An 8055-nucleotide genomic window follows, 5' to 3' on the forward strand; every position below is an offset into this window, starting at 1 on the left:
CATAGAGTTTGTTTTGATGGATGGCTAATTTTTGTGGGGTAAGAAATCGTCCTTTACCTTGCCCCATACTACCAATAACTTCCAGATGATTACCAGATGGATCAAATTTCTGTAGCCTATGATTATCGGTATCTGAAATATAAATATTGCCATCTGAATCAACTACTACATCATGAGGGCAGAGTAATTCCCCTGGATTAACTCCTTTACCTTTACCAATAACCGCTAAAAATTTGAAGGATGGGTCAAACTTCTGAATTCGATGATTATAGGTATCCGCCACATAAATATTACCTGATGTATCTAATGCAAGACCATAAGGATCATTAAATTGCCCGGTCTGGGAACCTTTAGAACCAAAGTTGCCAGTAAGTGTTCCATCTGCATTGAATTTTAAAACCCTCTGATTTCCCCCATCTAAGACAAATATATTTCCTCCTCTATCTACACACACATCCCTGGGATAATACATTTGAGGATTATTGGTAGATATACTCATAAGGAAATTAAAAGATGGGTCAAATTTCTGGATTCTGTTATTCCCTGTATCCGCAACATAGATATTCCCACGTATATCTACGGCAATGCCTAAAGGATAATTAAATTGACCTGACATCACTCCTTCTGAACCAAACTTTGATATAAACTTAAAGGATGAATCAAATTTTTGTATCCGATGATTGCCCGAGTCGGCTACATAAATGTATCCGTTACTATCTACCGCACAACCATAAGGAATCTTAAACTGACCGTTACTTGTACCATATTCACCAATCCCAAAGGCAGGTCTTGGAATAAATACACTCATCAGAATTAAAGTCATCAACAACTTACTCTGAATCATAAGATAACCCTCCCTAATTCTTCAATATAAATATAGGTGTACCAACCTCCACATATTCATATAATTCCTCTATATCTTCATTAAACATAGCGATACATCCTAATGTCCAATTATCCATTTTCCCGTTCCCCTCCATGCCTTCACCATGAATAAATAAATAACTCCCTAATCGTGTATTTTGAGGCGGTATCTTCTTCCTATTAATTGCCTTTACTATCTCATCATGTTCTCTCCTACTAATCAATCCTTCCTGTAGTCCTCTCTCTGCATCTTCAATGTTTGGATAACTTATTAGCATCGACCTTGGACCAAATTGTGACCACGGTCTCTTCTGACAGATATAGAATTCCCCTTCTGGTGTACAACAATCTCCTCTCTTTATCTTATCATCTACTGGATTTAATCCTAATGAAATTGAATATGATTTTATTAAAATATTGCCCTCATATAGACTTAACATATTCTTTGATTTTATAATCACAATCTTTGGGCTTCTAATCGGAAGGTTTATTCCCTTCTCTTCACATATCTCCTCCACTTTCTTCCCTTCTCTGTGAAGACTTAATCTTTCATCTCGTTCAGTATTTCGAAAGAGAGTCGTAAAATCCTTATTCGCAAAGAAAATTCTTTTCAAATATACAGAAATTATACCAACACTTACACTTCCCAGAAAGACAGCTATTGTTACTGTGCAAATAAAACTTTTCTTTCCTATAGTCATTGTTTCTCCTTTAATAATCTGTGTAATTCCTCAATTGGTCTGTTTAGATACTGAAATATGTCTTCTCCTTTCTTATGGAGTTCCAATAACATAGGAAATTTATGCGGGTGTTCATCCTCTAATCGTTCTGTATCAATCCCTCTCTTTTGAAATTCAAGCAGGACTTGACACCTCTCAACTTCCCATGCAATATCAGATGGGTCATAATACCAAGGAGCATTGTTTAACACCTTTTGATATTCTTTGATAGCCTGGTGATAGTCGTTAAAGTTTATTCTATAAGTTGCAGCAATACATTCTTGTGCGAGTGCAACACTAAAACGATAAGTTGGATATTCTGTTACGACTCTTCTCCATTCCTCCACTGCACGTTGATAGTCTTGAAATCCTTCATCATAACATACCCCAATCCAATATCTCGCTACTGGTGCTGAATTAGTATTTGGATATTTATCTATCACCTTTTGAAATTCCCTAATAGCACGAGTATAATCATCTCTAAGATAATAATAACTACCGATATTCCACTGTACCTCATCAGCAAATTTACTATCCGGATATTTATTCAGAATCTCATAGTAATCTCCAAGAATCTCATCCTCATTTTCGTATACTTCTGTTTCTGATGCACATGTCCAATAAAGATAACCTCGTTTAATTATCGCCTTTATTAAAAGATATAGAACCGGGTCTTTTTTTAGTTCCTCCCTTCCGAGCTCTAACATGATATTATTATAACTCATTTCAATCCTATCTATTACAGAAGGAACATAATCACTCTCAGGATATTTTTCTATGATCTCTTTACATACTCTCAACAATTCCTCATTCTTTCCTTCTTCTATTAAATTTTCTGTGCGTAGATATAATGATTCAACAGCATACTCTGGAGAAGAAAACTTTTTTATAGATGTATCCACAAGAATTTTACTAATATCTCCTTCTTCCTCCAAAAGTTTTTGTAATTCCTCCACCGACTTGCATCTTAAGTCGAATAGCTCCTCTTCCTTTATCCCCCTCTTGTGTATCTCCAAAAAGAGACGGAGTGTATCCAGATTTTCATACTGTAACCAGTTTGCATCAACTCCTCTCTTTTGAAATTCAAGCAAAAGGTAACATCGTTCAATTGTTCTCTTATAGGTATCTATATCATAGTAATTAGGATAATTATCTATTATCTTTTGATACTCTATGATAGCTTGCGGATAATCTTTTAAATGGCAATAATAAATATCTCCGATAGAATCTTGAGCTTGTGGAGCGACACGAGAGTCAGGATATGTTTTAATAACCTTTTGATATTCTTTGATTATTTCATTAGAGTCTTTCAGGTCAACCTGATAAGCTTCTACGAGAGCCACTATAGAAGTAACAGAATAACTTCCTCGATATTCTTTGATTGACTCATATTCTTTTAGTTTAGACTGATAGTAATCGGCTATAGCCAGCATAGCATAAGGAGCAGAATTACTTTGCGGGTATTTTTCTATAACCTTTTGGAATGCTTCAACCGGAGAGTATTTTTTAAGAACCTCTTGAAGTCTTTCAATAGTATTGGCATATTCTTTTATATGGATATAGCAATTTCCTATACTAAACTGAGCTTCGTCCACTAATTTGCTTTCGGGATATTTTTCTAAGATCCTGAAGTAAATTTGTAAAGCCTCCTTTAATTTTTCCTCTGATTTTTCATACTGCTCATAATGCTTTAATTTCCCTGCCATAGCCCATTTAACCTCTGCCTGAAGCATAAGAGTAAAAGGAGTTTCTTCTTCCGGTATACCTATAAGGTTGAGGAGATCACTTTCTTCTGCTAAACTGTTTCCTGTATAACTACAGCATGGGGTACAAATTGTTTCACCATGACCTCCTATTTTTCTAAATGCTCTAAGAACATATTCACTATCAGGATATCTTTCTATTATCTCTTTGAGCTTTTTAAAACCAATCTTGTAATTCTCCTTTATTTCTTCTAATGCTTCCTGTGATGGGGGTAATTCTTTAAGATTCTTTGGTTTACCTTGACCTCGTAAGAGTAAAAAATCTTCTGCATCCTTAAATAAATTTTCTTCTGGATCTACCGCAATATTTTTTCTTTCCTGCTCAATACTCACTTTAGGGGTCAATTCTTCAGTAGCCAGGGATAATTCACTATAAATTGTCATTCCTAACATTATTAATCCTAATATCAGAGTAATTCCTTCTATCTTGTCCCTCATAATTTAATACCTCCTCATTGATAGAGAAAACCACTATCATCGATCCGAATCAGATTTAATTTCATCCTAATGTGACCTCATCATCCTTTTGTTAAGCTGCCCGCTGGGGGCTTGCCGTTAGGGAGAATTGGTGTCAATCTTGAATGTAGAAAAACAGGTTTCAGTGTATTCAACATTCACGGTTTGACCCTATCTATGGACTATTAAACTCACCACCTTATATCTATTAACCATAATTTAAAAACCTCTTGACTAACACGATATCTCTGTATAACCTTATTCATCCATTTTAATTCACTATTTCCCCTCCTTCTGTCCCCCTTTCTCCTTATAGAATTTGATTAATCCTTGAAGCTCATCTATGGTCTTGGTAGTTTGATAATCCTCTATATTTTTAACACCAAGATTATAAAGCTCAAGAAGTAACTGAAGCTTCTCCGGCCCCTCAATCCAAAGAGAATGTTTCGTAGTATCAACCTCCTGTTTTTGAAACTCATATAATAATGAACACCGCTTAATCTGGTCCTTAGCTATATGTATATCAGGATGGTCTGGGTAGTTATCTATTACTTTTTGATATTCTATAATAGCTTGCGGGTAATCGTGAAAATACCACCAATAAATTGTTCCAATATCACTCTGTGCCTCTGCCGCACAAAGGCTCTTCGGATATTTCTTTATCACCTTACGGTATTCCTCAATTGCCCGCTCATATTGCTTTTGGTTCTCATAACACATACCAATGTATCTTTGTGACAAGGGGGCAGAATCACTCTCTGGATACTCCCCAATAACCCTGGTAAACTCTTCAATCGCTCGAGCATAGTTGTGTTTACAAGAATAATGTATCCCAATCTTGTATTTTGCATTATCTGCTAATCCACTCTCAGGATATCTTTCTATAATCCTCTGATAATTCTCCAGAGCCTCTTTCTCTTTTTGTTCTGCTTCTAAGATATGACCCCACTCTCGTAAATCCCATGCCTCAACCGCATACTTAATCACTCCATCTATAAAAAGACCGAGTGCTGATTCCCCTTCGCTTCTTAATTTTAAAAGAATATCAGCCCTCCTTTCTTTTGTTGGTGCCATTTTGTGGCAAGTTCCTATAATCCAATCTGAAGCGTATCGACAATATTCACTCTCCGGGTCTTGCTCAAGTATCCTTTTAAACTCCCATATTGCCTCTTCATATCTTCCTTCATTAAATAGACTTCTGCCGTGGTAATATAAACGTTTACTTTCTTTCCTTCTAATCTCTGGAGTCAAGGTCTCTGTAGCATTATACTTACCAGGTTCCCTTATCGTCTTAGGACAATAGGAAGATGTATTCGTCTCTGAGCAAGAGAGCTCAGAAAAGAGCATTAACAGCATCACTATTAAACTCACCACCTTATATCCATTAACCATAATTTAATTACCTCCTTCTCTGAATTTACGGGGAAAATTGTACTGGTCCCTGTGGCTTTACTGTATTTTTGTTAGCTTTTCTCTGTTCCCAATTCTCAATTTCATAATTACACCACCAATAATACATTGATGTGCCTTTATCATCGTCTTTTCGCACTGTGCCTTTATCGGGCAGATGGTCATCTTTATGCCCGGTATGGGTAATAATGGCATAATCAAAAAAGTGCAAGTTCCATGTTTCCATTGCCCTTCCTACATCTAAATTAGCGTATTGCCAGGCATCAACAAAGGTCTTTCCCTGGTCAAGGTAATTTATGAACTTCTCGACTACAGTAGTTGCATCAGCGTACCGTGGGTCGTCTTGGATCCCTGGAGAGTACCATCTGTAGCCAAACAACCCCCGTACTGGGCCTTTATTCCCTAACATTGTCTTTGCCCATCTTTTCCCGTGTTCAGTGGCAGGCATTTCAGTTGGCGAACCATAAGCCAGGGAATCGATATTCAGTACTGAGCAAGCGGCAATAATTACCCAATCCAGGTCGGTATTCCAGGTATTATTAAAATCAAAATATATATCCTCTGGACTTAGAAGATAATCACCAGAATCATAATACAAACAACCATCACCAGATGAGCCATGTGAGGAGATATAGAGTATATCTGCCTGGTCAGATTCTCCTGCATTTCTTAAACAATTTTCTAAGGAGGGAGATGGAGTTGTACTTTTTTTATATCCTCTGTTTACCCAGCCAAGGTTTTTCATCTTCTCTACAAATTTATCGCTATCCTCAGTTTTAGTAACATCTACGGCGGCAAATTCATTCCAACTGGCTTTTTTGGCATTCTTCGGATTCGTTTTAACATTCGTTACTCCAAGACCGATTAATCTTCGAAGCTCATGTTGAGATTGTTGTGGGGCTGGGGATAGGATACCTTCAAGTTCAACGGTAAGATTATCAAAGTCTGCCTCTTCCCCTGAAAGATACTTCCCATTCCAGGTGAAATATCCATCCTGGGTCTTTAGTTTTGTTTCAGTATATACAATCTCATCCCCTTTATATATCCTTAAGATAATCTTATCAAAGGCATTACTGCTCATCGTGTAATAAATGGTCAGGTAAGGAGAGATACTCGGGTCAAACAACCCAGATTCAGGGTCAGTGGGGTCAACCGGATAGAACCCTGTAATTTCCAGGGTTGGCATGGGTATAATATTCTTTTCTTCAGAATAAGAACTTTCGTTATTATATATATCAACCGCGGTAATCTTATAAGCGTAAGATACACCATTAGTCAATCCTGTATCTGAGTAGTAATTCTGACAGATGATTGCTGGATTCACCTTAACTCCATTACGGTAGACATTATAACCTAAAAGGTCAGACTCATTATTTCTTATCCATTCCAGAGCGGCAGAGGCATCGTGAGGATATACGGCTAAACCTTTGGGAGAAGCAGGAGGAATTGTATCTATAAGTTGAGGTGTAACTTCAACCTCCGTAGAATAAGGGCCCTCTACTCCATCTTCATTTAAGGCAGTAATCTTATAGTAATAAGTAGTGCCATTTACTATGTTGTAGTCATTGTACCAATTCCAGAAGGAGATTTGGTCGATATTTTGATATACGCCACCTTTGGGTTTACGGTAGATTTTATGCCCGCCGTCTGCATCATAACTCCAGTCCCAACTCAAAGAGATATAGTTAGAATAGCCAACCGCAGAGAGATTTGTTGGTGCGGCTGGCGGATTTGTATTCTTTGGGATTCCAGAAGCTCGATTGGATAACCCACTCTTATTTCCCGATGTATCTACTGCTAATACCTTGTAGTAATATGTTACGCCCCGAATTAAATCATAAGCTTGTAGGCTGTTTGTTGTTGGCTCATAATATGCATCATAAATTTCTTCCGATACATTGGGAGAGGTAGATTCATAGACACGATAATAGGCTACTGCTACATTATCCGTTGATGCTGTCCAGGTTAGATTTAGATGTGTCCCGTCATCTTCTGCTGGATTGGTGATGGTTAGATTAGTCGGTATTGAAGGAGGAGTGGTATCCTGTGGTTGAAGTGGTGTAGCACTGACTACATTTGAGGCATTACTTTCATTACCTGCATAGTCTGTTGCTGTTACTATGAAATAATATGGTATTAACTCACTTAAACCTTTAAAGGTATAAAAAGTATTTAGCCTGCCAGATACCCAATGATATTCATCATAATTAGTTGGTGTTATATTTGAATATCTACTCATCATCACAAAATAGCCATCACAATCTTGTTCTGGATTTGCATTCCATGTTAAAGTAATTTGTTGTAGTTCAGGGGTTGCTATTAACCCTGTTGGGGTTGATGGTGGAATATCCTGAGGTGTAGTATTTACAGTTGAAGATGGCTCACTTTCATTATCAGACTCATCCGTAGCGGTAACTATAAAATAATATAAAGTCCCATTTGTCAATCCTGTAAAGGTATAATTAGTAGTCGTCCTTCCATATACCCAGTCAAAATCATCATAATTGGTAGGGCTTATTGAAGAACTTGTACTGTAATATACATAATAACCATCACAATCAGACTCTGTATTTGCATTCCAATTTAATGTAACCTGATTATTACCTGCCGTTGCTTTTAAACCTGTTGGTGCTGAAGGTGGAGTTGTATCCTGTGGAGTAGCACTCACCCGTAAGGATGGCTTACTTTCATTATTAGAATTATCCGTTGCGGTAATTATAAAATAATATAAAGTCCCATTTGTCAATCCTGTAAAGGTATAATTAGTAGTCGTCCTTCCATATACCCAGTCAAAATCATCATAATTGGTAGGGCTTATTGAAGAACTTGTACTGTAATATACA

At 37.0% G+C, this 8055-nt stretch carries 5 protein-coding genes; all 5 read right to left on the minus strand.

The annotated features are described in order from the left end of the window. A partial coding sequence (locus AB1414_10810; GenBank protein MEW6607921.1) for a hypothetical protein occupies positions 1 to 844 on the minus strand: 844 nt, incomplete at its 3' end. Positions 845 to 857: 13 nt separating this feature from the next. After that, positions 858 to 1565, minus strand: coding sequence for a L,D-transpeptidase (locus AB1414_10815; GenBank protein MEW6607922.1), 708 nt, complete (start codon positions 1563 to 1565; stop codon positions 858 to 860). Further along, complete coding sequence (locus tag AB1414_10820) at positions 1562 to 3784, minus strand: tetratricopeptide repeat protein (protein ID MEW6607923.1); 2223 nt, start codon at positions 3782 to 3784, stop codon at positions 1562 to 1564. The genes AB1414_10815 and AB1414_10820 overlap by 4 nt, the downstream gene beginning before the upstream one ends. 297 nt (positions 3785 to 4081) lie before the next feature. Further along, the gene (locus AB1414_10825) at positions 4082 to 5194 is read right to left on the minus strand and encodes a tetratricopeptide repeat protein (GenBank protein MEW6607924.1); all 1113 of its coding nucleotides are present in this window, start codon (positions 5192 to 5194) and stop codon (positions 4082 to 4084) included. Positions 5195 to 5219: 25 nt separating this feature from the next. Beyond that, on the minus strand, positions 5220 to 8055 hold a 2836-nt coding region (locus AB1414_10830; GenBank protein MEW6607925.1), incomplete at its 5' end, for a fibronectin type III domain-containing protein.

The sequence above is a fragment of the bacterium genome (assembly GCA_040755795.1).
Classification (GTDB): Bacteria; UBA9089; CG2-30-40-21; order CG2-30-40-21; family SBAY01; genus JBFLXS01.